The sequence below is a fragment of the Gemmatimonadaceae bacterium genome (genome assembly GCA_035533015.1).
Taxonomy (GTDB): domain Bacteria; phylum Gemmatimonadota; class Gemmatimonadetes; order Gemmatimonadales; family Gemmatimonadaceae; genus JAGWRI01.
Genome location: DATLUQ010000021.1, coordinates 11002 through 33607, shown reverse-complemented (window position 1 = coordinate 33607; position 22606 = coordinate 11002). Strand labels below are relative to the sequence as shown.

19 protein-coding genes are annotated in these 22606 nt (G+C 70.7%); 10 read left to right on the top strand and 9 right to left on the bottom strand.

Translation table 11 applies throughout. The annotated features are described in order from the left end of the window. The first annotated feature begins 8 nt into the window (after positions 1 to 8). Both VNF92_04760 and VNF92_04755 read left to right on the top strand, forming a co-directional pair. Complete coding sequence (locus VNF92_04760; protein HVA57178.1) at positions 9 to 764, top strand: hypothetical protein; 756 nt, start codon at positions 9 to 11, stop codon at positions 762 to 764. Beyond that, entirely contained in the window at positions 761 to 1621 is an 861-nt protein-coding gene (locus VNF92_04755; GenBank protein ID HVA57177.1) for an acyltransferase, read from the top strand. The genes VNF92_04760 and VNF92_04755 overlap by 4 nt, the downstream gene beginning before the upstream one ends. Here VNF92_04755 and VNF92_04750 read toward each other — a convergent pair. Then, on the bottom strand, positions 1618 to 3732 hold the full coding sequence (locus VNF92_04750; GenBank protein ID HVA57176.1) for an ATPase, T2SS/T4P/T4SS family: 2115 nt from the start codon (positions 3730 to 3732) through the stop codon (positions 1618 to 1620). The two genes, VNF92_04755 and VNF92_04750, sit on opposite strands and share 4 nt — an antisense overlap. A gap of 101 nt (positions 3733 to 3833) precedes the next feature. Continuing rightward, the gene (locus tag VNF92_04745) at positions 3834 to 5975 is read right to left on the bottom strand and encodes a hypothetical protein (protein HVA57175.1); all 2142 of its coding nucleotides are present in this window, start codon (positions 5973 to 5975) and stop codon (positions 3834 to 3836) included. 152 nt (positions 5976 to 6127) lie between these two features. On the opposite strand from VNF92_04745, the gene trpE reads away from it, so the two are divergent. The 3 genes from trpE to VNF92_04730 are packed head-to-tail and all read left to right on the top strand — an operon-like array spanning position 6128 to position 9980. After that, a complete protein-coding gene (gene trpE / locus VNF92_04740) occupies positions 6128 to 7627 on the top strand; it encodes an anthranilate synthase component I (protein HVA57174.1) in 1500 nt (499 codons plus the stop codon). Between the two features lie 35 nt (positions 7628 to 7662). Further along, positions 7663 to 9225, top strand: coding sequence for an adenylate/guanylate cyclase domain-containing protein (locus VNF92_04735; GenBank protein HVA57173.1), 1563 nt, complete (start codon positions 7663 to 7665; stop codon positions 9223 to 9225). After that, positions 9222 to 9980, top strand: a complete 759-nt coding sequence (locus tag VNF92_04730) for a lipopolysaccharide kinase InaA family protein (GenBank protein ID HVA57172.1) — start codon at positions 9222 to 9224, stop codon at positions 9978 to 9980. Before VNF92_04735 ends, VNF92_04730 begins: the two co-directional genes overlap by 4 nt. On the opposite strand, the gene VNF92_04725 is transcribed toward VNF92_04730, so the two are convergent. After that, on the bottom strand, positions 9952 to 11076 hold the full coding sequence (locus tag VNF92_04725) for a glycosyltransferase family 4 protein (protein ID HVA57171.1): 1125 nt from the start codon (positions 11074 to 11076) through the stop codon (positions 9952 to 9954). The two genes, VNF92_04730 and VNF92_04725, sit on opposite strands and share 29 nt — an antisense overlap. A 126-nt stretch (positions 11077 to 11202) precedes the next feature. Between VNF92_04725 and VNF92_04720 the strand changes: the two genes are divergently transcribed. Together VNF92_04720 and VNF92_04715 are read left to right on the top strand one after the other, a co-directional pair. Then, positions 11203 to 12183 carry a glycosyltransferase family 9 protein gene (locus VNF92_04720; protein ID HVA57170.1) on the top strand — a complete coding sequence of 327 codons (981 nt, stop codon included), beginning with the start codon at positions 11203 to 11205 and terminating at the stop codon, positions 12181 to 12183. Then, positions 12180 to 13244 carry a glycosyltransferase family 9 protein gene (locus VNF92_04715; GenBank protein ID HVA57169.1) on the top strand — a complete coding sequence of 355 codons (1065 nt, stop codon included), beginning with the start codon at positions 12180 to 12182 and terminating at the stop codon, positions 13242 to 13244. The genes VNF92_04720 and VNF92_04715 overlap by 4 nt, the downstream gene beginning before the upstream one ends. On the opposite strand, the gene VNF92_04710 is transcribed toward VNF92_04715, so the two are convergent. Beyond that, a complete protein-coding gene (locus VNF92_04710; GenBank protein HVA57168.1) occupies positions 13208 to 13816 on the bottom strand; it encodes a Maf family protein in 609 nt (202 codons plus the stop codon). The two genes, VNF92_04715 and VNF92_04710, sit on opposite strands and share 37 nt — an antisense overlap. Further along, positions 13801 to 14238: a D-aminoacyl-tRNA deacylase gene (gene dtd / locus VNF92_04705; protein ID HVA57167.1), complete on the bottom strand. Its 438-nt coding sequence runs from the start codon at positions 14236 to 14238 to the stop codon at positions 13801 to 13803. Before dtd ends, VNF92_04710 begins: the two co-directional genes overlap by 16 nt. A gap of 95 nt (positions 14239 to 14333) precedes the next feature. Here dtd and VNF92_04700 point away from each other — a divergent pair, with 95 nt between their 5' ends. Genes VNF92_04700 through VNF92_04690 form a run of 3 tightly spaced genes read left to right on the top strand, consistent with a single transcriptional unit; the run spans position 14334 to position 18546 of the window. Next, entirely contained in the window at positions 14334 to 15632 is a 1299-nt protein-coding gene (locus tag VNF92_04700; protein HVA57166.1) for a pyridoxal phosphate-dependent aminotransferase, read from the top strand. Then, positions 15629 to 16660 (top strand): D-glycerate dehydrogenase, encoded by a 1032-nt coding sequence (locus tag VNF92_04695; protein HVA57165.1) that lies wholly within the window; start codon positions 15629 to 15631, stop codon positions 16658 to 16660. Before VNF92_04700 ends, VNF92_04695 begins: the two co-directional genes overlap by 4 nt. Further along, entirely contained in the window at positions 16657 to 18546 is a 1890-nt protein-coding gene (locus tag VNF92_04690) for a stage II sporulation protein M (protein HVA57164.1), read from the top strand. Before VNF92_04695 ends, VNF92_04690 begins: the two co-directional genes overlap by 4 nt. Here VNF92_04690 and VNF92_04685 read toward each other — a convergent pair. From VNF92_04685 to VNF92_04670, 4 genes are read right to left on the bottom strand one after another with little or no spacing between them, the layout of a single operon-like run. Continuing rightward, positions 18469 to 19821 carry a DUF58 domain-containing protein gene (locus VNF92_04685; protein HVA57163.1) on the bottom strand — a complete coding sequence of 451 codons (1353 nt, stop codon included), beginning with the start codon at positions 19819 to 19821 and terminating at the stop codon, positions 18469 to 18471. The genes VNF92_04690 and VNF92_04685 overlap by 78 nt on opposite strands. Continuing rightward, complete coding sequence (locus VNF92_04680) at positions 19818 to 20780, bottom strand: MoxR family ATPase (GenBank protein HVA57162.1); 963 nt, start codon at positions 20778 to 20780, stop codon at positions 19818 to 19820. The genes VNF92_04685 and VNF92_04680 overlap by 4 nt, the downstream gene beginning before the upstream one ends. Further along, positions 20777 to 22030 (bottom strand): DUF4350 domain-containing protein, encoded by a 1254-nt coding sequence (locus tag VNF92_04675; protein ID HVA57161.1) that lies wholly within the window; start codon positions 22028 to 22030, stop codon positions 20777 to 20779. Before VNF92_04675 ends, VNF92_04680 begins: the two co-directional genes overlap by 4 nt. Continuing rightward, entirely contained in the window at positions 22027 to 22596 is a 570-nt protein-coding gene (locus VNF92_04670) for a DUF4129 domain-containing protein (protein HVA57160.1), read from the bottom strand. The genes VNF92_04675 and VNF92_04670 overlap by 4 nt, the downstream gene beginning before the upstream one ends. Between the last annotated feature and the right edge of the window lie 10 nt (positions 22597 to 22606).

The following is a 22606-nucleotide window of genomic DNA, read 5'->3' as shown; positions in this document are numbered from 1 at the left end:
GAGGGCGTATGGCGCACCTGGTGAAGCGATCGGCCATCGTGGGGGCCGCCGTCTGGGCATGTCTCGCGGGCGCGTGCGGTGGGCCGGTGGCCGGCGGCGCGGGGGGGGCCGGTCCGTCCCTCGATGCCGCCCCGGAGCCGGAGCGAAGCACTCCGTTCGGCGCGCGCCGGGATACGCTCGCCACGGGTCTCATTCCTGCCGGCTATGGCACCCTGCGCCAGGACGACATCTCCATCAAGCTGAGCCTTGAAGGAGTGCTCGTGCAGCTCCTGCCGATGAACGAATCGGTGATCCGCACGCTGTCGCCCGACGCCTACCGCGACCTGCAGAACCTGCGGCGGAGCTACAGCGCCCAGATCTCGGCGTACGCATCGCAGTACGGCCTGCGTGACGACAACGTGTGGTACGTGTCGTTCTACGGGCTGGCGCCCGATGCTACCTTCTCGCCGCTCGACCTGATCATCCGCGCGCCGGGCCGTGATTTCACGCCGCTGCATGTCATTCCGATCACCCCGGGGTTCGGGCAGAACCGGCTGCAGGTGCGCGACGTGCAGAGCGCCTTCTACCTGTTCGACGACGGGCTGCCACTGGACCAGCCGCTCACGGTGTCGATGGGCGACGTGACCGACAACAGCTGGCAGATCACGGCGCGGAAGATCGCGGCCGAGCAGGCTCACATACGCGCCCGGGCGGCCAGGGCCCCGGGGAACTCGGGCGATTCTCCGGGGATACGTGAGGGAAGAGCGCAGGAGCGCCAACCGTGACCTTTCTTCCGCTGCGGGATCTTCCCGACCGCGCAATCTCGTCAGCCGCCACCGAGTGGCTCGAAGGACTCCACGCCACCCTGGCTGATCCGGCGTGTGACCGAGCCCTTCTCTGCCGCAATACGCTCACCCAGTTGTGGTACCCGGACTACGCCGGCTATTGGGAGACCGCCGTGGAGGACGCCGCGCTGCCACTGGCCACGCGACTCGCCCTCTCGGCCATGGATCCGCGCAACGTGACGCTGGAACCCGAGTACTACGCCGACTGCGACGACGCGCGATTCCAGCGGGTGAAGCCGCTGCTCTGGCTCTGGTACTCGTTCGACCGCACGCCGCTGGGCGGACAGAACGTGTGGATGGGCGTGCTCCTTCGCCGGCTGCTGGCGCCGCACATCTTCAAGCGGTGCGGCGAGAACTTCAAGGCGTTCCAGCACGTGGAGTTCTCCTTCGGCTACAATCTGGAAGTGGGCGACGACGTGGTGGTGCACCGGCACGTGCTGCTCGACGACCGCGGCGGCATTCGCCTCGGCAACAACGTTTCCATCAGCGACTTCGCCAACGTGTACAGCCACACCCACAGCATCGTGGACCCGCGCGAGGTGACCAACAGCGCCACGGTGATCGCCGACGGCGTGCGCATCACGTATCACGCGACCATTCTCGCCGGCGTGAACGTGGGCGAACAGGGCATGGTGGGCGCGATGGCGGTGGCGACCTCGGACGTGCGCCCCTACCACGTGTACGTGGGCATCCCCGCCAAGAGCGTGCGCGTGAAGCCCAACGCGCCACCGCAGGAGCTGGTGTCCCGGGCGGCCGCACGCCAGCCCGCCGAACCCACACGCGACGACGGCCGCTAGCGCACGCGCAGCACGTCTTCCACCCGGTCGAGGTTGGCGGGGCTGAGGAGGCGCACGATGTCGCCCATCGTACGCCGCGACCGCGGCCAGGTGAACCGTTCGGCGGCCGCGGCTGCGTCCAGCCACTCGAAGCCGCCGTGCTCGGCGCTCAGTGTTACGGAACCGGGATGGTCCACGAACGCCGCGAACACCACCGCCATCTGGATGCTCGACCGGCGCGGCAGGTAGAACGGCTGCACGGCCACGCTATACAACCGGTCGGCCGCCAGGCCGGTTTCTTCCTGCAGTTCCCGAAGGGCCGCTGCTTCCGGGCGTTCCGCGGGGTCGACGCTGCCGGTGACCACTTCCCACGACCCAGGGCGGATAGCGCCGGGCCCGCGCTCGAGCACGAGCACGCGCCATCCGTCGGGGTGCGGATGGATGACGTAGACCTCGACCGTCCCGACGTCGAGGCTGATCGGAGAGTTGGGCACGGACCTTCGGGTTGAGGTGTCGGACGGCCAGGCGGCGGCCGCCACCCTCAACTTACCAGGCGGCGGTGGCGCGGCAACGCGCCGCAATTCCTGGAGCGAGGTCGCGCCAGCCCGCACGTGCGCCAACCCCGACTCCCAGAGACTGACCATTCCCGCCTCGCGCCCCGCTTCGGCCAGCCGGTCGGCAGTCTCGCTGGCGGCCACCCGCCGCTCGAACTCCGTGGATGCCACGAGTACTTCGACGATCGCCAGCCGCCCGCGGAAGCCCTCGCCACCGCAGAGCGCGCACACCGATCGCTCGGCCACCGCGGCCACGGGTCGCGCCGTGACTTCGCGCGTGCCCGCGCTGCAGCCGCAGAGTCGGCGCACCAGGCGCTGGGCCAACACGCCCTTCACCGCGCTCGCGATCTTGTACGGCGCCACTCCGAAGTCTGCCAGGCGGGTGACCGCGCTCGCGGCATCGTTGGTGTGAAGGGTGGAGAGCACGAGGTGCCCGGTGAGCGACGCCTGGATGGCGATCTCGGCCGTCTCGCGGTCGCGGATCTCGCCAACCAACAATACGTCGGGGTCCTGCCGCATGATCGAGCGCAGGGCCGACGCGAAGGTGAGTCCGGCCCGCTCGTGCACCTGCACCTGCACGATGCCCGGGATGCGGTACTCGATGGGGTCCTCCACGGTGACGATGTTCAGGTTGCGCTGCTGGAGCCGTTGCAGCGCCGCGTACAGCGTGGTGGTCTTGCCCGAGCCGGTCGGGCCGGTGACGAGAATGAGCCCCTCGCGGCAACCGAGCAGCGTGTCGACGCGCGCGTACTCGTCGGCGCGGAATCCCATGGCGTCGAGCGAGCGGAGCGCCGACCGCCGGTCGAGAATGCGGATCACCACCTTCTCGCCGCGCGATGCGGGGAGCGTGGACACGCGCAGATCGACGGCGGCGCCGTTCACCGCCACCCGGGCCCGCCCGTCCTGCGGTCGCAGCCGATCGGCGATGTCGAGCCCCGAGATGATCTTGATGCGCGAGACGAGCGAACGGGCGACGCCCCGCGGCAGGGTGCGCACGTGGCGCAGCACCCCATCGATGCGGTGGCGCACCGCGATTCCCTGATCTTCGGGCTCGATGTGGATGTCGCTGGCGTGCGCGCCGACGCCATCGGCCAGCAGATCGTCCACCAGCCGCGTGACGCTCCCGCCGTCATCCTGCCCTGCGACGGGCGGCGCGACCTCCTGATCGGCGGTGAGCATCTGCACCTCGCGCGTCGCGCCCGGATGCTGCGGCGCCGACGTGGACTCGACGTATGCCCGGTTGACGGCGTCGGTGAGCGCCGAGGGGCGGGCCAGTGCGAACCGCACGTCGCGCCCGGTGGCGAACGCCAGCGCGCGTTCGCATTCCAGATCGAGTGGATCGGCCGTGGCGAGCACGATACGGTCGTCGGTGGCGTCGAGCGGAAGCACGCGGAACTGGCGCGCCCATCGTTCGGGCACGAGCGTCCGCGCCGCGGGGTTGGCCACAGTGAGATCGGCCAGTTCCACGCGCAGCGCGGCAGCGAGCGCCCGCGCCAGCGCGGGCTCATCGTTTGGGAGTGGGCCGGGCACGGCATCGAGGACGCGCTGCGGCCAGTGGTCGCGAAGGGTGGCGGGCATGCGCCACGGTAGCCCCGGCGCCTGGCGCGCGCGCACCCGTTTGCACGCAACCGCAATGAATCGACTGCAGCGCGGAGGCACACTGCCCGCCTGGCGCGCGTTCAGAGAATGGGCCAGAACTCCCGCGTGATGTCCACGGAGAAGGTCCACCGCCCGCCACTCTTGAGCCCGCGCGCCACATCGAGCCGCACGAGATCGAAGAAGCTGATGAGCCCCACGCCCACCGAGGGAAAGACGCGCTGTTCCCGCACGACGCCGTTGCCCAGGTTCTCGGAAAACGCGCTGGAGAACGGCAGGGCCACCACGTTGACGTAGGGGGCGAGGGTGGCGCTGGCGGGCGCGTGGCCGAACGTGCCGAGCGGGAATCCGAAGAACGGGATGGGAGCGCGCAGTTCGATGCGCTGTGAAACGCCGCGCGTGCCCACCAAGCCGTGGAGCGCATAGCCGGGCGCCGTCACCGGACCGCCGAAATAGGCCAATTCCTGCGCCGGCACGTAGCCGCCAGCGCCATCGGCGACGGTCGCGTGCGTGTGGCTCACCATCTGGATCGGCCCGACGTCGCGTGCCACGTCTACGATGGCGGACGCCCGCCGCACCGTCGACGCCGGCAGGGCGCACGCGACGAGACCCGGGCCCGAACACGAGTTGGCCACCGTGGCGTGCCACCAATCGAGCTGCACCGACGCTCTGACGTCGAACCCACTCCAGGACAGCGGCGTCGCTCGCTCTCCGCGAAGCGACACGTGCCACGGGTCGAGCGGCACCACGGGAATCGTCGGCGCATACGTACCCACGGCGGGCCGCGCGTGAATGGTCACGCCGCGCTGCTGCTCACGGGCAACGCCCAGCGTCCACTGCACCCCTATCGCTGGCAGCGTCACGTTCGCGCCCAGCGCCCTGAGGTCGTACGGCTCGGTGGCGTCGCTGCCGAACTCCTGGGCCGCCAGGCTGTTCTCGATGCGCGACCGCTCCGGCTCGTCGCGCGCATCAGCCAGCGTGTGCGCGGCGAACAGGTGCACGCCGAGCCCGCCGGCATCTTGCCAGTCGAGCGAGGCGGTCCCCCGCACGACAGCGTCGGCAATGCCGTACTGGGGGCGCACCGAGGCCTTCAGATGCGTGCCGAGGGGACGTTCCAGGCCAGCGCCCAGCGTCAGCCCCTGCACGCGGTTCACGCTGGCGAAGTCGCTCAGCCCTCGCGCACTGAGCCGGGTGGCCTCGGCCCGTTGCAGGGCCGCCTCGCGCACCAGCGCCCGCGCCTCGGCCTGCACGCGGCGGACGTCGGCGTCGGTGGTCACGGTGACGTCGGGCGGCAGCGAGTCGAGGATGTTCCCGTGCCACGGATACTCCGCGAGCACCTGCGGCGGGTCCTGCGCGAACTCGGGGCCGCTGAACATCCCGACGGGGATCTTCTCGTTCAGGTGGTAGTCCGACACCTCCCAGCGGCCACGGATGATGCCCCGCACCGGGTAGTCGAGCCAGGTCCCCGTGCGCCGTATTTCAATTTCCTGATGGCGAGGCAGCCAGTATTTCGTGCCGATCAATCCATTCTCGAGCACGATCGAGATGTCCTCGAGTTGGGGATCGCGCAACGCGGCGCGCGTGAAGCTGAACGCCATGCGCACCACCTGCCCGGTGTGCCGGTCGATGTACACCGCCCCCACCACGCGAGGCTGCGCGTCGTCCTTGGGCCGCACCTTGACCTCGTACACGTCGATGGTCTGACCCGGAATCGTCATGCGCAGCGAGTCGGTGATCGCGTAGTCGTACTGTGCCACGCCCACCGTGGACAGCGGGTGCGGCACATCGCGCACCTCGTCGCCTTCACCCAGCCGGATGATATTGGGAAAGTTGTTCTGGATGATCCCCAGGTGGTCGCGGTGGTAGGCGATGTCGGTGGGCAGCAGCGTCGTATCGCGCCGCCCGATGATCAGCTGCTTGCTCAGGTCGGGCGCGTGCCAATAGACTTCCAGCGCCAGTTGATCGGTTCGCACGATCTTGGGGGGCGTCGGGAACCCCCGGCCCAACTGAACGAGGAAGGTCAGATACCCGTGGGCCGTGGCGTCGTAGGCGACGAGCCCGGTGTCGGCCAGTTGCGCGCTGCGGCGGTCGACGGCCGTACGGACGAGGGCCAGGGTGCGAGGGGAGTTCCAGGCGGTCTGCGAGAGAGCAACGCTCGGGAGCAGAGAACACAGCCCGAACAGCGCAGCGCCGAAAGGGCGCCGGGCGAGCCCCGGGCGGAGCACGGACCGCGCAGGCCAGGTACCGCGCCGGCCCGATGCGGCGCGGAATTCGGAAGCATTGTAACTGCGAGTCATCGTTATCATGAAGTATTGCGAGCCGCGTACCGCCGGGCAACGGACGGCGAGACGAGCCATTTGCCGTGAGCCGAGTGTCCATGTCCTTTGAAGATTTTCAGGCCCGAGCCGTGCGCGGACATCTCGTGCCCGTGTGGCGGGAGAGCGTGCTCGACACCGAGACACCCGTCGCGGCGTTCGCCAAACTCAAGCGAGGCCCGTTCTCGTTTCTCCTCGAATCGGCGCCTGCGGGCAGCGAGACCTGGTCGCGCTACACCTTCATGGGCACCGAACCCCGTGGCGCCTGGCGGCTGATCGACGGCCGGGTGGAAGACTGGACCCCCGAGCGTGGGTGGCACGGTGGGCGTGCGCCGGCCGATCCGCTCGAGGACCTCGATCAGCTCGTCAAGCGGTACCCGCCCGTGGATGTCCCCGAGCTGGGCGACTTCTGGGCCGGCGCGGTGGGCTATTTCGGCTACGACGTGGTGCGGTGCATCGAGCGGCTGCCCAACGCACCGCCGCGCACGCTCGATGTGCCCGACGCGTTGTTCGTGTTCACCAACGTCCTCGTGGTGGTGGACAACCTTCGCTCACGGGCCCGTTTCGTGGCCGCCGTGCCGGTGCCCGCCGGCGCCACCGACGCCGACCTCCGCGCGCTCTATGAGCGGGCCCACGCCGATATCACCAGCGCCATGCAGCGGGTGCACGCCCCCGGGTCGCTGCCGCCGCTGGCGCTCCACGAGGCGGCCCCACCCGCGGTGGGCGCCTCGGGGTACGCGCGCGACAAGTTTCTGCGCGACGTGGACCGCATCAAGGAGTACATCGTGGCCGGCGACGCGTTCCAGGTCCTGCTCGCCCGCCGCATCACGCTCCCCCACGACTTCTCCTCCGACCTGCTGTACCGCGCGCTACGGGTGGTGAATCCGTCGCCCTACATGTACCACCTCGAACTCGACGGCGTGGAACTCGTGGGCAGCTCGCCCGAGTTGCTGGTGCGCGTATCAGCGGGGCGCGTCACGGTGCGCCCGATCGCCGGCACGCGGCCCCGCGGCCGGACGGTGGCCGAAGACGAAGCGCTCACCGCCGAGTTGCTGGCTGACGAGAAGGAGCGCGCCGAACACCTGATGCTCGTGGATCTGGGCCGCAACGACGTGGGCCGCATCGCGCGCTACGGCAGCGTCAATGTCACCGACCTCATGGTGGTGGAGCGCTACTCCCACGTGCTCCACATCGTGAGCCAGGTGGAGGGCCATATGCGTCCCGACCTGTCGGCCATGGACGCCTTCCGTGCCACCTTTCCGGCTGGCACGATGACGGGCGCGCCGAAGGTGCGCGCCATGGAGATCATCGACGAGTTGGAGCCCGAGCGGCGCGGCCCGTACGCGGGCGCCGTGGGGTACCTGTCGGCGGGCGGTACGCGCATGGACCTCGCCATCACCATCCGCACGTGCGTGATCGCCAGCGGCGTCGCGTCGGTGCAGGCCGGCGGCGGCATCGTGTACGATTCCGTGCCGGAGCGTGAGTGGGAGGAGACGGAGAACAAGGCGCGGGCCCTGCTCACGGCCATCGGCCGTGTGCGCGCGGCGTCGACCGGCGCCTAGTGGGGGGCAGCCGCTCTCCGCATATTCAACCAGTCATGCCCTACAAGCTGACCAGTGCGGACCACACCATGTCGTTCGAACTGCGCGCCGGCGGTGCGCAGGTGGTGGGCCGCGCCCCCAACTCCGACATCCCGATCATCGACCCCACGGTCTCACGGCGGCACGCCGAGGTGGAGTGCGTGGACGGCGGCGTGCGGGTGCGCGACCTCGGGTCGAGCAATGGGACCTTCATCGACGGCGCGCCCATCCAGGAGGGGTTCCTGCCCACCGGGAGCGCGGTCACCTTCGGCAAGGTGGACTTCACGCTCGAACCGGTGGCGGCGCCCCGCCCCGCGCCGGCCCCGTCGGCCGAGCCAACGCCACCCTCGACCGCGACCATCGTGCGCCAGTTGCCGGTGCGCGGCCACACGCCGCCCACGTCGCTCGAGGGCGTCCCTCCCCTCCCGCCGGACAGGAACCGCGAGAAGCTGGCCACGTTGCTCGAGGTGTCCAAGGGGCTGGGACGCGCGGTCGACACCGACGCCATTCTCGACCAGATCGTGCGGTATGCATACCAGATTCTGGATGTCGACCGCGTGGCCATCCTGCTGCTCGACGACGGGGGCGTGCTCGTCCCCAAGATCTCGCGCGACAAGCGCGGCGGCGACGCTCCGCGCGCCGTACCGCAGTCCATCGCCCGCGCCGCAGTGGCCGACAAGGTCGCCATCCTCTCCGACAACGCCGGCGAGGACGCACGCTTCGGTGGAAAGTCGGTGGTGCTGCAGCAGGTGCGTTCGGCGATCTGCTCACCGCTCATGGGCAGCGAGGACAGGGCCCTGGGTGTGATCTACGTGGACAACGTGTCGACCACGCACCGGTTCGGCGATGAGGACCTGGACTTCGTGGTCGCGTTTGCCGGCATCGCCGCCGTGGCCATCGAGAACAGCCAGTTCGCCGAGCGGATCCGGCGCGAGACGCTGGTCCGCAGCAACTTCGAGCGGTACTTCGCGCCGCAACTGGCCAAGCGGATCGCCTCGTCGGCCGAGGCCACGCGGCTGGGCGGCGACAAACGCAAGATCGCCGTGCTGTTCAGCGACATCCGCGGGTTCACGCCGCTGTCGGAAGCCATGAATCCCGACGACATGGCGCGCCTGCTGAGCGAGTACTTCACCGAGATGGTGGACTGCGTGTTCCGGCACGAGGGCACGCTGGACAAGTTCATCGGCGACGCCGTGATGGCGCAGTGGGGCGCGCCCATCGGCGACCCGCGCGATCCCGACCGGGCCGTGCGCGCCGCCATGGAGATGATCCGGGAACTGGACTCGCTGAACGCCAGGTGGCGGGCCGAGGGGCGTCCGGAGCTGCAGATCGGCATCGGGCTCAACTACGGCGACGCCTTCGCGGGAAACATCGGTTCGGCGAAGCGCCTGGAGTTCACCGTCATCGGCGACACGGTGAACACGGCCAACCGCCTCTGCCGGGCGGCCGGCCCGCGCGAGATCCTGATCTCGGAGAGCCTGCGCGTCGCGCTGAGCGACGGGCCGGCGGTGGAGGAACGTCCGCCCATGGAACTCAAGGGCAAGCACCAGCCGGTGCGAGTATACCGCGTGGTCGCGTGACCGGGCCCGCCCTGCCCCCGGGCTACGAACGCGTGCGGGTGGGCCGCGCCGACGCCGTGGCCGTGGCCGCCTTGCTCGACACCCTGCGCCACGCCCTGGCCCGCGGAACGCTATATGATTTTGCTAAACATTCACCGGACCACACGCGGCTCACGGGTCGCCAACCCGCGTACGCGGTGCCCCTGCCCGCACCCGAGACGGGACGCATGGTAGTGCGCCACAACCGCCACGGCGGCGCCATGGCCGGCGTCACGCGCGACCTGTTCCTGCTCCCCACCCGCGCGCCGTCCGAACTCGCCATCACGGCCCGCCTCGCGGATGCCGGCATCCCCACCCCCGAACTGCTCGCCTACGTGGTCTATCGTGCCGCGGCGCTGCTCGGGCGCTCCGACGTCGTCACGCGCGAGGTCGCCCCGGGGCGCGATCTGGCCGCCGTCCTCTCCGCCGGGACCGCCGCCGACCGCCGTCCCGCGCTCGATGCCACCGCCGCGCTGGTCGCCGCCCTGGCTCGGGCCGGCGCGCGCCACCACGACCTCAACGCCAAGAACGTGCTGGTCGCGGGCGAACCGGCGCGGCCCGTTGCATACGTGCTCGACGTCGACCGCATCAGCTTCGGGGGCGAGCCCGCCGCGACGCTCGAGCTGAACCTGTCCCGCCTGACCCGGTCGCTTCGCAAATGGCGCCAACGGTTCGGCGCCACGGTGACCGACGAGGAGATCGCCGCGCTCAGCGCAGCGGCCCGCGAGCGCCTCTGAGTGGTAGGAGCGCACCGCCCCCGGCAAGCACGGCGGCGTACACCTGTTCGGTGCGCTCGGTCATCCGCTCCACCGAGAAGTCGGCGGCCCGCGCGCGCGCGTTCTCGCCCAGCCGCCGGGCGAGGGGCCGGTCATTGACCAGCCGCGCGATCGCCGCGCCGAGCGTTTGCGAATCCTCGACTGGGGCCAACAGCCCGCACACCCCGTCCTCCACGACCTCCGGAATGCCCCCCGCGCGCGTGGCCGCGATCGGACGCCCGAGGTACAGCGCGTCGAGCAGCACCGAGCCCATCCCTTCTTGGCGCGAACTGAGCACGCACACCGTGGCGGCGGCGAGCAGCGCGTCGGCGTCGGCCCGATACCCGGCCAGATGCACGTACGGCTCCGCACCGAGCTTCCGGATCTCCGCTTCCACCACCGGCCGCAGCATCCCGTCGCCTACCAGGAGGCCGTGCAGTTCGGGGACTTCGCGCCGCGCCCGCACCACGGCGCGTACGAAGTTGCCGGGATCCTTGTGCGCCACCAACTGCGCCACCTGTACCGCCACGGGCGCGCCCGGCGGCACCCCGAGCGCGGCCAGCGCGGCGACCGATGCCGGCTCTATCTCGCGGTGCACGTCGACGCCGTCGGGCACCACGCGAATGCGCTCCCGCGCGATGCCGCATGCCACCAACACGTTCTCCACCGCCTTCGACACCGCGAGGATGACCGCGGCACGGTCGTACTTCCACCGCGTGCCGGCGTTGGCCCGCAGCGGGAAGTCCACCCGGCGCGAGACCACCAGCCGGGCTCGTGTCCCGGCGATGGCCATGGCACCCAGGGTGACGTCGTGGCCGGTGTGGGCGTGGACGATGTCGATGTCGAACCGCACGATGGCCCGGCGCATGCGGTACGCGCGGAGCGGATCGCCCTCGAACCGCGGCGAGCAGTTGACCACCGGCAGCCCCGCCTCATGCGCCCGCCGGGCGAGCGGCTGCCCGGCCCGCGCGGCGATCACCGACGTGTGCCCGCGCCGCGCCAACTCGGCGGCCAGCCACCAGGCCTGGCGCTCCCCGCCGCGCCAGCCGCGCTCGGTATCGAGGTGCAGAATGCGCATGCGGGGGTGGACCTGGTCGCGAGTTCCTGGGGTTCGGAGAACGAATGGCGCACACGGGGCTTGCTTCGCCCGCCGCGGCCCCCGAAGTTGCGCGGCAGAGTGAACGAGAATCTAACGCGCCCGCCCGTGCCGCGGCGTCTGCTGCTGGTCAGCCTCGACAACCTCGGCGACCTCGTGTTCGCCTCGGCGCTCACGCCGCCGCTCGTAGCCCGATTCCCCGGCCTCAGCATCACCCTCTGGTGCAAGGACTACACGCGCGACATCGGCGCCCTGGTCCCGCACGTGGAACGCGTGATCGCCGCCGACCCGTTCTGGGACCGCGCGCCCGGACGCGGCCGTGGCGGCTTCTTCCGCTTTGCCGCTGCCATGGTGCAGGTGCGGCGGGGTGGGTTCGACACCGCTGTGCTGGCTGCCGCCCCCTGGCGGACGGCGCGCGCCGTCGCGCTGTGCGGCGTGCCGGTGCGCATCGGACTCGAGCGGCGCCGGAACGCGCGGTGGCTCACCCACGCGCTCGCGCCTGAGGACGTACGGCGCCCCGTCATGGCCGAGGAAGCGCGTCTGCTCGGCCCGTTCGGCGTCGCGGCCCAACCACTCCGGTACCGGCTCGACGCGCGCCGGCTCGCGCCGCGTCCCGACGTGGAGCGGGCCCTCGTGCACCGCGTGGTGGCGCTCCATCCGTTCGCCAGCAAGCGGGAACGGTGCGTCCCGGTGCCGGTGTGGCTCGACGTCGCCCGCGCACTCGAGGCACAGGGCTACGATCCCCTGTGGTTGGGAAGCACCGCCGAGCTGAACGAGGTGCGCGCCTCCGGCGGGCGGGCTGGATGGATCTATGTGGATCAGTTCGGCGGCCGGCTGGTGGACACCGCCGCGGCGCTGGCCCGAGCCGTGCTGTTCATCGGTCATGATTCCGGGCCGTTGCACGTCGCCGGCGCGTTCGGCGTACCGGCGCTGGGCATCTTCGCGCCCGGCGAGCCCGAGCGCACCTTCCCGCAGGGCGTGGGTCCGTTCCGCATGATCGTGCGGCCGTCGCCCGATGGCATCACGGCCGCCGAGATCGTACAGGAGGCGATCGCACTCGGCGCCCGCGCGATATCTTCCCGCCCATGATCGCAGCGACCCTCGACCGAATCTGCGTCGTGATGATGAGCGCCGTTGGCGACGCCGTGCACGTGCTGCCGGTGATCAACGCCATCAAGCGCGCCCATCCCGCGAGCCACATCACGTGGGTGCTTCAACCGGGACCGGCCACGCTCGTGCGGGGGCACCGGTCGGTGGACGAGATCGTGCTGTTCGACCGGACCAGGGGGTGGCGCGCCTTCACCGACATCCGCGCGCAGCTCGCCGCGAGGCGGTTCGATCTCGTGATCGATCTCCAGGTGTACTTCAAGGCCGGCATCGTCACGTCGTTCACCCGCGCGCCGGTCAAACTCGGCTTCGACCGAGCGCGGGCGCGGGACATGAACTGGCTGTTCACCAATCGCCGGATCCCCCCGCACGTCGGCCAGCACGTGCAGGATCAGTATTTCGAGTTCCTCACGGCGCTCGGCATCGCGCACGAGCCCGTGGCGTGGGACCTGGGTCCCTGGCCCGCCGAGCGCGCATGGCAGCGCGAGTTCTTCGCGTCCATGGAGCGACCGGCCGCGGCCATCGTCGTCGCGACGAGCAAACCCGACAAGGACTGGGCGCCGGAACGCTGGGCCCAGGTGGCCGACGCCCTCCGCCATGACTTCGACCTGCAACCGGTGCTCGTCGGGGGGCGGTCGCCGCGCGAGCTGCACGCCGAGCAGGTTATACTTGAACGCTCAACGGTGGCGCCGCGCTCCGCGCTGGGCAGCGGGCTGCGCAATCTGGTGGGGATCATGGACGGCGCCGCGCTCGTGCTCTCGCCCGACACGGGACCGCTGCACGCGGCGGTGGCGCTCGATCGTCCCGCGGTGAGCCTCCTCGGCTATACCAACCCCAAGCGCACCGGGCCGTACCGCAGGTTCCACGACCTGATGATCGACGCCTACGGTGATCCCGGCGAGGACTATCCGATCTCGATGGAGAACCGCCCCGGTCGCATGCCGCGCATCGAGGTGCGCGACGTACTCGACCGCGTGGAGCGCTGGCGCTCGGCGTACGGGCTGGGCTACGGCCGCGTTGCCTCGAGCGGGCCGAAGGGATAGCGCAGCCCCAGATCCTCGAGCAGGCGCACGAGGCGGTTCACGGCCAGCCCCATCACCGCGAAGTAGTCGCCGTCCACCCGCGTCACGATCGTGGCGCCGTACCCCTGAATGCCGTACGCCCCTGCCTTGTCCATCGGCTCGCCGGTGGCGATGTACCGTGCGATGTCTGCGTCGCTCAAGGCGCGAAAGGTGACGCCCACTTCCTCCACGCCCGACGCGATGCGTCCCCGCCAGGCCGCAGCCACGCCCGTCAGCACGACGTGCGAGCGCCCGCTCAACCGATGCAGCATCCGCGCCGCGTCGGCCTCCGATTCGGGCTTCGCCAGCACGTCGGCGTCCACGACGACCGTCGTATCGCTTCCGATCGCCACCACGTCATGGTCGCCGAGGGCAAGGGCCTTCTCGCGCGCCAGCCGTTCGACGTACGCCGCCGGCGCCTCGCCCGCACGCAGGGCCTCATCCACGTTGGCCGGACGCACCTCGTGCGGGATGCCGATCAGCGTCAGCAGATCACGCCGCCGCGGCGAAGCGGAGGCGAGGATCACCCGCGGGTGCGTCACGTCTCCAGCCACAGCGTCACCGGGCCGTCGTTTATCAATTCCACGTCCATCATCGCGCCGAACTCGCCGGTTTCGGTTGGCACACCCCGGGCCCGCAATAGTGCCACGAACCGCTCGTACAGGAGGACCGCCACGTCCGGCCGCGCCGCGTCGATGAAACTCGGCCGGCGCCCCTTGGACGCGTCGCCGTAGAGCGTGAACTGCGACACCACGAGCAACGCGCCGTCCACGTCGGCGAGCGCGAGGTTCATCTTGTCGTCGGCGTCGGCGAACAGCCGCAGCCCGGTCACCTTCTCGGCCATCCAGGCAAGTTCGGTTTCCGTGTCGGTGTGCGTGAAGCCCACCAGCAGCAGAAAGCCGCGGCCAATGGACCCGGTGACACGCGCGTCCACGCGGACTTCGGCCCGCGACACGCGCTGGAGCAGGATGCGCATGGGCGAGAATATAACCCGCCCGGACCCTCGCGCCCGGGCGCTCAGCCGCGCATCTTGATGGCGCCCGGTCCGGGCCGCCACCAGCCACGGATAGCATGCCCCTCTTTGCACGACGACTCGACGACCTCGGCGTCGAAGGCTCGTTTACGTTCGGCGAGGACGTCGCCCGCGCCGTCGCCCGCGGGCGTGACGTCGTTCGGCTCACCATCGGCGAACCCGACTTCGACAGCGCGCCCCACATCAACGAAGCCGGGATCGCCGAGATTCGGCGCGGGAACACGCACTACTCCGATCCCCAAGGGGTGCCGTCGCTGCGCAAGGCGATCGCTGATTACGTGGCGCGTACGCGCGGCATCGCCGTCGATCCGGGGCGCGTGGTGGTGCTGCCGGGCGCCAAGCCTTCGATATCGCTCACCCTCCAGACCTACGTCGATCCGGGCGACGAGGTCATCTACCCGAGCCCCGGATTCGCGATCTACGAGTCGTGGACCACGTTCGTACGCGGCGTGCCCATCCCGCTACGGCTGCGCGAGGACCACGCATTCACCTTCACGGCCGACGACCTCGCGGCGCTGATCACGCCGAAGACGAAGCTCATCGTGTTCTGTTCGCCGTCCAACCCCACGGGGGGCGTGCTGCCGGCCACGCTCCTGGCCGAAGTGGCGGCGGTGATCCGCGAGCAGTGCGGTCCCCACGTGCGCCTCTACAGCGACGAGATCTACGAACACATCCTGTTCGACGGCGTGGAACACGCCAGCATCGCCACGCAACCCGGCATGGCGGAACGAACCATCGTCGCGAGCGGCCATTCCAAGGGATTTGCGATGACCGGGTGGCGGCTCGGTTACGCCGTGCTCCCTTCGGCCGAAGAGGCACAGGTGTTCAAGCGGCAGGTGATCCAGACGACGTCGTGCGTCGCGCCGTTTACCCAGGAGGCGGGACGGGTGGCGCTCGAGAGTCCCGAATCCTATGAAGCAATCGCGCGCATGGTGGCCGAGTTCCAGACCCGCCGCAACTGGGTGATCCCGGCGCTCAACGCCATTCCGGGGGTGCGCTGCGGAACGCCGCAGGGGGCGTTCTACGTCTTTCCCAACATCGGCGGCGTGTGCGAGCGACTCGGTGTGCTGGATGCGTACGCCGCGCTCGACCCGGCCGCTCAGCGGGGCACTTCGCCCTCGCGACTGTTCCAGCTGTTCGCGCTGTACCGGCATGGCGTGGCAGTGCTGCACCGGGAGTCGTTCGGTACGAGGGGAGCTGAGGGCGAGCACTATGTGCGATTGTCCATCGCGACCTCGCTCGACACTCTGCGGGAGGGCGTTCGCCGCCTGGCCGCCGCTGCCGGCGACCGCGACGGGTTCGCGCGCTTCATGACAGAGCCCGAGTCGATGCGATGAGCCGTGTGTTCGTCACCCGCCGAATTCCCCAGGCCGGCTTCGATGCGCTGGTCGAGGGAAAGGCGGAGGTACGAGTGGGGCAGAAGAACGACGAAGCCCCAGTGGCCCGCCGCGTGCTCGAAGACGGCGCGCGCTGGTGTCACGTACTGCTGTCGCTGCTCACCGAGACGGTGGACCGCCCGCTGCTCTCCGCCAACCCGGCCCTGCTCGGCGTGGCCAACTACGCGGTCGGGTTCGACAACGTCGATCTCGCTGCCGCCACCGAGCTGGGCATCCCGGTGAGCAACACACCGGGCGTCCTCACCGACACCACGGCCGATCTCACGTGGGCGCTCATCCTCGCTGCAGCGCGGCGCATTCCCGAAGCCAACGCCTACATGACGGCCGGGCGCTACAAGCTGTGGGGCCCGAACCTGATGCTCGGCGCCGACGTCAGTCCGGGCGGCAGCGGGCACCGCAAGGTGCTGGGCGTCATCGGGTTCGGCCGCATCGGCGCCGCGGTGGCACGGCGCGCCGTGGGGTTCGAGATGGACGTGCTGGCCTATGATCCCTACGCCCGCGATGGCATCGACGCCCACCCGGCGGCCCGGTGGGCCGACCTCCCCGACTTGCTCCGCCGGAGCGACTTCGTGACGCTCCACCCGAGACTCACCGCCGAGACGCACCACCTGATCGACGCCCGCGCGCTGGCGCTCATGAAGCGCACCGCATTTCTGGTCAACGTGTCACGCGGCCCCGTAGTGGACGAACACGCGCTCGTGCGGGCGTTGCAGGACGGGACCATCGCCGGCGCGGCGCTGGACGTGTTCGAGCATGAACCCGCCATGGAGCCCGGACTCGCCGAATGCGGGAACGTGGTGCTCGTACCGCACATCGCGTCGGCCAGCACCGACACGCGCGACCGCATGGCCATCATGGCGGCCGCGAACGCCCTCGCCCATCTCGCGGGCGAGTGTGCGCCGAATATCGTGAATCCCGAAGTGTATGAATCCCCGGCCTACCGCGAACGGCTCGCGCGGCGACCATGACGCCCGCCGGCAGACCGATCCCCCTCACGCCGACCCTCGGCGTCGAAACGCCGGAACTCGTCGAGCTGTCGTACACGCTGGCTGGAATCGGATCGCGCGCCTACGCGGCGATCATCGATTACACGATCGGCCTGGTGCTCCTGGTCGCCGCGGTGATCGGGGTGTTGAGTCTGGAGTCGACCGCGCATGTCGTGACCGGTCGGAGCACGACCGCGTGGGTGGTTACGGTGTTCGTGCTCGCCCAATTCGCCATCCTGTGGGGGTATTACGTGCTCTTCGAGGCGTTCGCCGACGGCCAGACGCCAGGGAAGCGGCTGCTGCACCTCCGCGTGGTGCGCGACGGCGGTTACTCGATCACCTTCGCCGCGTCGGCCACCCGCAATCTCATACGCCTGCTCGACATGCAGCCGTTCTTCACGTATGGCGTGGGAATGACCAGCGTGCTGCTCTCGCGCACCGGCAAGCGACTGGGCGATTACGCCGCAGGCACGATCGTGGTACGCGAGAACGTCACTCGCGCGCCCGCGGCGCCGGTGCGGGCCGCTGCCGGCCCCGACGCCTCCGGAATTCCTGCGCTGAGTACGAGATTGAGCGACGACGAATACGCCGTGCTCGCACGGTTCGTGAACCGCCGGTCGGAGTTGGCGCCCGAACGGAGGACGGCCCTCTCCGGGCTGCTGGCCCGACGGTTCGCCCGTGCCCTGGCGGATTTCGACGTCGGACCCGACGGGGCACGTCTGATCCGGCTGCACGCAGCTGAGCGTGCGGCCCGCGACGCCGGACTCGCCGCGCACGGCGATACGGGCGCCGGGCGCGAACGGCACGCCATCATCGCCGCTGGATCGCCGCGGTGGGCGATGTTCGCCGCACGCCTCGCCGATGCGAAGGCACACGGGCTCAAAGGGCTGGGGGAGGACGGCGTGCGGGAGTTCGTTCGGGAATACCGCGACGTCTCGGCCGATCTCGCCCGCCTCACCACCGCCGCCCGCGGCCGGGAGTCGCCGGAGTTGTTCTATCTCAACCGCCTCGTCGCCGGGGCGCACAACCTCCTCTATCGCAGGCGCGCCATCCCGCCTCGCGACATCGCGCGCTATCTGTTCGGCGACGTGCCGCGGGAGGTCCGCCGGTCGGCATTGCCGATCCTGCTGGCGGCCGGCCTCCTGTTCTTGCCGGCGTTCATCGCCGGCACTGCGGTCTACGGCGATCCCGGGGTGGCGCAGATGCTCCTGCCGCCGACCATGCTGGATCGCGCGCAGGAGGGAGTGGCCCGGGCGCGCTCGGGCGAGGGGTACATCTCCGACCCGCAGGTGTTCCGCCCGGTCATGGCGTCGACGATCATCGCCAACAACGTGCAGATCACGTTCGCCGCGTTCGCCTTCGGGCTCACGGCGGGGCTCGGGACGGTGTGGCTCCTGATCGCCAACGGGATCAGCATCGGCGCCGTCGTGGGGCTCTATGCGTCCAGGGGGATCGCCTCGCTCCTCTTCGCATTCGTCGCGCCGCACGGCGTGCTCGAGCTGTCGGCCATCTGCATCGCCGGCGGCGGCGGGTTCCTGTTCGCCGCGGCCCTGCTCATTCCGGGCGCGCGGACGCGACGCGCGGCGCTCGTGGAGAACGGAGCTCGTGCCATCCGCCTTGTCGCCGCATCGTCGCTGCTGCTCGTCGTCGCCGGCACGCTCGAAGGATTCGTGTCGCCCATCGAGTGGTGGCCGCTGGCGGTCAAACTGGCCGTGTCCGGCGTCACCGCCGTTGCGCTGGTGGAGTACCTGCGGCTCGGACGCACGGCGGGGCGGACGGCGGTCGGACGTTCAGAGGGCGCCGCGACTCTTGATCTCGAGGTACCGGTTGACGACGCCCGCAGTCATCACGAGCGGGGACACGTCTAGCACCACGGCGCCGGCCCGTCGCATCCGCTCCAACGCCTCCTCGCGCGCCAGAATCAGTTCTTCGGCCGCCGCAATCTCGTAGGCGTGGGTTGCGCCGCCCGCCGCCGCCGGCAGGGCCGCCTGGAATACGGCGTCGTTGCGCAGCGCGACGACCAGCGCGAGGTGGCGCGACGCGCTCCGTGTCACGTACGCAACGAGCGACTGCGACGCACGGGCGTCGATCACGTCGGTGAAGAAGACGATCAGGGCGCGCTTGCGCTGGTGCGCGGCGAGAAAACGGAATGCCGCCGCATAGTCCGGCTCGCGGAGCGTAGGCGCGAGGGGGACGAACGCGTCGCGAATCCGCTGCAGCGCGCCGCGGCTCTGCAGCGCGGGTACGAACGCCCGCACCTCGTCGTCGAACACGAGCGTGCCCACGCGATCGCCCGCCGTCACCGCGACGTCGGTGAGCACGAGCGCCGACGAGAGCGCCTGCTCGAACCGGGTGTAGGCGCCCGCCAACTGCGTCATGCTGCGCCCGGCATCGATGAGGGTGAGCACGGTCTGCGACCGCTCGATGGTGAACTCGCGCGTGATCAGTTTGGCGCGCCGGGCCGTCGCCTTCCAGTCGATGTCCCTCGGATCGTCGCCCACCACATATTCGCGCAGGCCAGCGAACCCCCGTCCTTCCCCGCGCCGGCGGAGGGCCCGGATCCCCGCCGTATCCAGCCGGTGCTGCATCGCGAGCAGGCGGAGGCGGCGCACGCCGGCCACCGACGGGGTGACACGCATCTCGTCGGTCATCGGCACCAGGTAGCGCACGCTCATGAGACCGGCGGTGGTGCGCGCGCGGACGCCGACGTCGCCGAGCGCCGCCCTGCCCCGTACCATTCCCGTCGCGTCGAACGGCACGGACGCCGTCCCCTCCCTCCCGAGCACGACCGCGGCTTCTCCGACACCTCCCGCCACGAGCGGCGGGAAGCGGTCGTACAGCGTGACGACCAACGCGCGCGGCCACACGGAAACCACGGCGTACTCCCCCGTGACGCGGTCGCCGATCCCCGTGGTGCCCGGCACGGCGCGCGTCACGGTGAGGAAGCGGCGCGGCGGCAGGCGCACCAGGTCCACCGCTGCCGCGGCGACGACGACGGCGAGCCCGCCGACGCCGGCCACCTCCCCGACACGTCCGGGCAGCATCCAGAGCACCGATCCGACTGCGAGGGCGACGGCAAGGCGTGGTGCTGGCGCGAACCGGAATATCGGCCCGTCGCGCGCGATGAGGGCGCGAAGCGTCACCGCGGGGCCTCGACGTGCGAGAGGACCGCCAGCAGCACATCGTCCGGGGTGCGCCCCTCGACCTCCAACTCCGGCGCCAGCGTGATGCGATGGCGGAGGGCGGCGAGCACGCGATCCTTGACGTCGTCTGGGGTGGCGAAGTCTCGACCCTGCAACACGGCCGCCGCGCGCGCCGCCCGCATCAACGCCACCGTGGCGCGCGGCGACGCCCCGAGCGAGAGGGCGCTCTCCTCGCGCGTGGCCCGCGTCACCTGGACGATGTACGCCCGCACCTCCGGCGCCACGCGCACGCCTTCCACCAGCATCCGCAACTCCCGCGCTTCCTCGCCAGTCACCGCAGGCGGCGGCGCGTCCTCCGATGCGCGGTCGGGATCGAACCCCGCTTCGTGCAGCGCCAGCATCTCGAGTTCGGCGGCCGACGAGGGATAGCCGATCACCGTCTTGAGCAGGAACCGGTCGAGTTGGGCCTCGGGCAGCGGATACGTGCCTTCGTGCTCCACCGGATTCTGCGTCGCGTACACCGTGAATAGCGGATCGAGCCGTCGCGTCACGCCGTCCACCGTCACCTGACGCTCACCCATCCCCTCCAGCAGCGCGGCCTGCGTCTTGGCCGGCGCGCGGTTGATCTCGTCGGCCAACAGCAGATCGGTGAAGATCGGGCCCGGCTGGAACTCGAAGCCGCGCGCCGGATCGCGGAGCATCGACACTCCCGTCACGTCGGATGGCATGAGGTCGGGGGTGAACTGGATGCGCGAGAAGCGCACGCCGAGCGCCCGGCCGAGCGTGCGCACCAGCAGCGTTTTGGCGGTCCCGGGCACGCCTTCGATGAGCAGATGGCCGCGGGCGAGGAACGCCACCATGGCGTCCTCGATCGCGGCGTCCTGCCCGATGACGCGCGCCGCGACCGCGGCCCGAAGCCGCGCCATCACCGCCGCACCCTGCTCGATGGAGAGAGTCATGATCGAAGTCTGGTAAGAGAAAATTCAATATGCCTCAAGGCCACGCCGACCGCCGCCAACTCGTGACGGGAGACCGGCGCCCTGAGGCCCCGCCGCACGCGCGCCGCGTCGGCGGTGAGATCCGGCGCCTCGCGACTCACCCAGTCGAGGAATGCCTCGTCGGACTGGCCCGCCGTCGCGCGTGTGGCGGCGAGCCCGATGCGACGACGCACGCCGCGCACCAACCGGGTCACCACCGTGCGCGTCGCCCCGACCTGCGCGTAGGCGCGCGCCAGCGCGTCGACGTGCTCGAGCGGAGAGCGTCGTTCCACACGCGGGGTGTCGCGCGGTGCGAGCGCCCGCGGCGCCACCGCGAGCAGCAGCACGACCCCGGCGCCGAGGAGTTGCAGGAGCAGGTGCCCCGACGCCGTGCCGCCGAGATACATCGTGATCGCCGACATCGTGCCCGGCTGCGCCCCGAATCCCTGATGGTATTCGTCGAACACCACGCGGCGCCGCGGAGCCGGTCCGCCGGCGCTGACGTATTCCAGCGCCTGCACCGCGGCCACGCTCAGCCCGTAGCGGCAGACCCGCAACGCATCGTTGCGCAGGAAGTCGGGGTCCGAGGCGACGACGACTCGTCCCCGGCCGAGCGGGAACCCCACCACCGCGGGCAGGCTGTCCGTGCCGTGCGCAGACGAGGAGACGAACACGAAGTCCACGCGGTCGTTCGGCGGCGGAGCGGACCAGCGCAGCGTGTACAGGCGCTCCTCGGCGGCCGGCCAGAGCGGCACGGCGACGCCCGAATACTCGGGGCAGGCGCCGGTATCAGCCGACCGGACCGGCTTGATCACGCCGCCGACGCCGGGCAAGACGTGCAGCGAATCGCCGAGAGGCCCCGCCGCCCCCGAGAGCACGACGAGCAGCGCCCCGCCCCGGCGCACCGCGTCGAGCAGCGCGTGCACCTCGAGCGCTCGCAGCGGCTCGATCGGCGACAGTTCGGCCTGGATGGTCGACGGGTCGCCCACCACGGCCGGCGTCGTGCGGCGCGCCACCGTCCAGCCCAGGCGGCCGGCCAACTCGTAGAACAGCTGCGCTCCCTGCGGTTGGGCCGAATAGGTGGTGAGCCGCGCGTCGCCGGAGCGCCCGTTCACGGGTTCGGGAGTGAGCAGGGCCACGACGATCACGACGACGGCCACCAGCAGCAGCACCACGGAGGGCCGCGCGAACCAGCGCGACGGAGCGGTCGTAACCGGAGGTCCGCCCGTCACGCCGCGCGCTCCAGCAACGGCTGCGCTTCACGGAGCAGCGCTGAGAAGTCATCGGCCGTGCAGATGCCCGACCCGTAGATGACGCGATCGTACCGCACGCGGAACGCCTGGAACCCGTATTGATCGGGCGAGTCGCGGCGGCGCAGCTCGCGCGCGTAATCGCCCGCCGTCTTCGAAGGGTGCAGCCGCACGGCGCCGCGGCCCGCGAGGCGCGCCAGCAGCGCGCCGTAGAGCGCGTGCGCGGCCGCCGTGAACCGCCCCTCCGACGCCAGGCGCTGCGCGTCGCTCCACGGATCGCCGGGGCGGCCGGCCACCGTGCGTCCGCGCGCGCGTTCGGTATCCGCGGCCGCCGCCCGCGCCGCGACGAACATCCGTACGACGACGGTAACCACCAGCAACACGGCGACAATGATCGCGAGACCCCGCAGATCGAGCGACGTCCCGAACAGCCCGAGTGTTCTCCGCCAGAGGTGCCCCAACCAGCTGAGCAGACGCCCGAAGAGGGTCGACGTGAACGACCGCCGGTACGCCGCCTCGCGGGCGATCGCCGCCACCGTGTCCTGCACGGCGGTCGGC

What these genes read in the sequence shown, in the direction of transcription:
- VNF92_04760 (HVA57178.1), top strand. Translation starts at nt 9, where the DNA reads ATGGCGCACCTGGTGAAGCGATCGGCCATCGTGGGGGCCGCCGTCTGG.
- VNF92_04750 (HVA57176.1), bottom strand. Translation starts at nt 3,732, where the DNA reads ATGCCCGCCACCCTTCGCGACCACTGGCCGCAGCGCGTCCTCGATGCC.
- trpE (HVA57174.1), top strand. Translation starts at nt 6,128, where the DNA reads ATGTCCTTTGAAGATTTTCAGGCCCGAGCCGTGCGCGGACATCTCGTG.
- VNF92_04735 (HVA57173.1), top strand. Translation starts at nt 7,663, where the DNA reads ATGCCCTACAAGCTGACCAGTGCGGACCACACCATGTCGTTCGAACTG.
- VNF92_04725 (HVA57171.1), bottom strand. Translation starts at nt 11,076, where the DNA reads ATGCGCATTCTGCACCTCGATACCGAGCGCGGCTGGCGCGGCGGGGAG.
- VNF92_04715 (HVA57169.1), top strand. Translation starts at nt 12,180, where the DNA reads ATGATCGCAGCGACCCTCGACCGAATCTGCGTCGTGATGATGAGCGCC.
- dtd (HVA57167.1), bottom strand. Translation starts at nt 14,238, where the DNA reads ATGCGCATCCTGCTCCAGCGCGTGTCGCGGGCCGAAGTCCGCGTGGAC.
- VNF92_04700 (HVA57166.1), top strand. Translation starts at nt 14,334, where the DNA reads ATGCCCCTCTTTGCACGACGACTCGACGACCTCGGCGTCGAAGGCTCG.
- VNF92_04695 (HVA57165.1), top strand. Translation starts at nt 15,629, where the DNA reads ATGAGCCGTGTGTTCGTCACCCGCCGAATTCCCCAGGCCGGCTTCGAT.
- VNF92_04690 (HVA57164.1), top strand. Translation starts at nt 16,657, where the DNA reads ATGACGCCCGCCGGCAGACCGATCCCCCTCACGCCGACCCTCGGCGTC.
- VNF92_04680 (HVA57162.1), bottom strand. Translation starts at nt 20,780, where the DNA reads ATGACTCTCTCCATCGAGCAGGGTGCGGCGGTGATGGCGCGGCTTCGG.